At 50.1% G+C, this 3,631-nt stretch carries 1 protein-coding gene and 1 pseudogene; both read right to left on the minus strand.

Features of this window, described 5'->3' with window-relative positions:
- Positions 1-1,669: 1,669 nt before the first annotated feature.
- Positions 1,670-1,855: pseudogene (locus GAC_RS05020) on the minus strand (recombination mediator RecR); the annotation flags it as partial.
- A gap of 48 nt (positions 1,856-1,903) precedes the next feature.
- On the minus strand, positions 1,904-3,208 hold the full coding sequence (gene purB, locus GAC_RS05025) for an adenylosuccinate lyase (protein WP_010263357.1): 1,305 nt from the start codon (positions 3,206-3,208) through the stop codon (positions 1,904-1,906).
- Positions 3,209-3,631: the final 423 nt, after the last annotated feature.

Raw genomic sequence — 3,631 nt, forward strand, 5'->3', positions numbered from 1 at the left:
TACGCATTGTTGTACGGTGTTCAAAAACACGTACCAGAGCCAACTTCGAGGCAGTTGCGCCTTGCTTTCGGAGGCATTTACTGCGCGCCCTGCACTGATCATCCAAGATTGAGCGCTAAAAGCAGATATGTCTTGTGCTGGTGGATGGAATATGTGGATGCATAAGTCTGCACCACCCCAGTGGGAGTGCAGATGTGAAATTGCGGAGCAGTTGCCCCAAGCTATTCAGGCCAGAATCTCCAGAGCAGAAGAACGTATACCGCACACATTCTTGGAGCGAGGCTTTTACAACACAACACCAACGCACGAGTAGCCAAAAAGGCACACGCCAACAAAAAACACTTGCGATTCTTTGGTGAAGTATGTAGAATTACCACCAAGCGGGGAGCTTAGGTGGCTTTGTTCTACTAAGATAAAGTGTGTGTGTGTTACCTAATGGTTATGCATTGACCGTAGAACAAAGCCCCAGTTGCCCAATTAATTTCTTAATTAGGTTACCCGCATTGTAGCCGGAGTGCTTCCCTTAGTCAATAGGGATGTTTGATTTTTGTGCGGGGGAGCCGGATTTTTTGTTCTTGTGCGTTCCTTTGCTGTGTGGGGTTTTTGCTTGTATCCTGCGTGTGCGCGCTAGTCTTCGCGATGGTTGCGGCTTATGCGCCAGACAGCCGGGCTGCGCACAATTTCCGCCACTGTTGGCCTTTCTTACTGCATGTGGGGATGTTACATACGTGCGGCTACTACCGAAAAATACTCTGGTGATGCATGGCGGTACGCGTCTCTGGGCCCCCTGTTTAATAGCGACAAATTCCGGTCCTCTTCCGGCTCCTGGTGCTGTACGTACCCTGCAACATTTGCTGGTTGGGTGCCTATACGTGCGCGGGCTGACGACGTTGCCCTTGTTGAGCGTGTTTGCGTGTAACCATAATGGCTTCAGTTCGCATTTCCAGCTTTGGCGCTCATGGCGGCTGCATATAGCTAGATCCATATAATGCCTCGCTGAACTGAGCTGGTTGTTGTGTCATGATGGAGTAAGTGGTAGCTGGCAACGCTCCTGTAGGAGGGTGAGACATATACAATCTCTCGACGAAAAACGCTAGGTAATCTAGTTGGCCTTCCCCGGTTGCGCCCCCTCACCAATGGGGCTCCGGCAGTTGTGTGTGGTTGCCGGCTACAGGAAGAGTGGTGGAGGCGCCTCTGTGCGATCTTGCCAGAAAATTCCGCAGGTCTTCTTCACATTATTTAAAGTCACCATCATTAAGGGTATTGTATGGGGTACCACCATTGGACCGTACATTTGCAATACATGTGATGCCGCACAATAATTTCGGTTTTCGTTCCCAGCTTTGCTCATGGCGGCTGCATATAGAGCGGGGCGACCTTCAGCACAAGATCAGTTGTTGTGGCCTGGTTTTTGGCCACAAAGCGGCATCAGCAGCCACTTTTTGTGTGGGTGCAGTGGGGACATTCTGCCGCTGAGAATACCGGTTGTGTAAAGTTGGGGCCTGTGACTCCACGCATACTCATGGCGGCTGCACATAGAGTGGGGTGACCTTCCCCGGTTGCGCTCCCCCATGCCACGGGGTTCCAATTGTGCGTGGTTGCTGGCTACAGGAAGAGTGGCGGTGTTTCCTCTGCGGTGGGGCGTGTACCATTCATAAAAGTCAAATTGCTAGGTAATGACGTACCTTGAGGAGAGAGCCGCGCGTAGCGTGCCCTCGTCTAGGTAGTCTATCTCTCCCCCAAGAGGAATGCCACATGCAAGCCTAGTCACCTTGGCATCAGTGCCCTTCACCATCTGAGCTATGTAATGGCACGTCACTTGTCCGTCCATGTCATTGCTCGTTGCAACGACAACACGCAATTTCAATCCCATCCCCGGTTTGGTGCTGCCTCTGCGATGTATCTACGCTTCGTGCTCTTTGAACGTTTTACTGAATATGAAGTCAACGTGTTTCGTGTAGTAATCAAGATCGGAAAGCGCGTCTAAAACGTCTGGTGAGATTTTGCCGAGAAGTTTGTGGGCCTTCACATTATTTATAAAGTCACTACCACTGTTCAAGGCGTCCATTGCGCTGTCCTGTACAACTTTATATGCGCTTTCCCTGCTCATGCCCGCATCTACCAGCGCCAACAAAACTCGCTGTGACAGCAATACACCCCTAGAAGAGTTCAAATTTGCTTTGACCCTCTCCTCATCAATTTTCATATCACGTAAAACACCAGCTAGGCGCACCAGCGCGAAGTTCAGGGTTATGCAGGCATCTGGTGCTATGAACCGCTCAACCGAAGAGTGGGAAATATCGCGCTCATGCCACAGCGCAACGTTTTCCATGGCGGGAATAACATAGCTGCGCACCATCCTGGACAGGCCAGTCAAATTCTCACCCAGAATGGGATTTTTTTTGTGAGGCATGGCAGAGCTGCCTTTTTGTCCGGACGTAAATGGTTCAGCCACCTCCAAGACTTCCGTTTGCTGCAAATGACGGAGTTCCGTGGCGACTCTTTCTATCGAAGAAGCTATGACACCGAATATTGCAAACAGTACCGCGTACCGATCCCGCGGCACCACCTGGGATGCTATGGTCTCAGGCACCAGCCCCAATGCCTGTGCAACATGCTCCTCCACATATGGGTCAAGATGTGCGAAATTGCCCATAGCACCGGAGATCTTGCACACGGAGATTTCTTGCTGTGCGCTCACCAAGCGTTGGTAATTACGCGCAAATTCGGCATAGAACCTTGCGAGCTTGAGCCCAAATGTTATTGGCTCTGCGTGCACACCGTGGCTCCTGCCGACGCACAATAGGTATTTTGTTTCTTTTGATCTTGCCTCTAGCGCGCGCATGACTTCTTCAATATTTTTCAGAAGAATGTCACAGGACCGTTTTAACCTCAGCGAAAGGCATGTGTCTAGCACATCGGAACTGGTCATACCGTAGTGCAAATACCTTATGTCTGTGTTTGAGGATTCCGCAATGTAAGAGAGAAATGCTATGACGTCGTGCTTCACTTCCGCTTCTATGGCTTGAATCCTGCTTACGTTGAAGTTACCCCCAAAATTGCGCAAGCCGTCCAGTACGTGCTGAGGGACAACTCCCAGCTTAACCTGGGCCTCGCACGCCAACACCTCTATGGCCATCCAAATTTCGTATTTTGTTTTCTCTTCCCAAATTGTAACCATTTCCGGAAGACTATAACGCTCAATCACGCCAGGGCCCAAAAGATTAACGGATTAATGATGCAACAGATCCGCAGTTTTTGCAATAACATACGGTACGTCATCACATGCCATTTTACACATTTTGCCAGACGTGCAAACGTGCCATATCGCCCGTCGGGAGTGTTCAAGCACAGCCGACCTGGGTGAGGTGATGATAAGCCCCTCATTTGTGACCAAACTTAATTGATGTGGTGCCCATGGTTGGGCCAAAATGTGGCATTGCACAAAAAGTGTGTGGCGTATAGGGCCTATATCTGTGTGCTGCCCGGCGCAGGCTCCCATTCGATGCCTCATCTCTGCCCATGATTGGGTGCTGAATTTAGTAATTTATTTTCTTGATTCATAATTTGTGCTCATTTATGATTGAGCGCTGCAGTTGCGGGAGTAGCTCAGTGGTAGAGTATAACCTTG

The sequence above is a fragment of the Anaplasma marginale str. Florida genome (assembly GCF_000215485.1).
Classification (GTDB): domain Bacteria; phylum Pseudomonadota; class Alphaproteobacteria; order Rickettsiales; family Anaplasmataceae; genus Anaplasma; species Anaplasma marginale.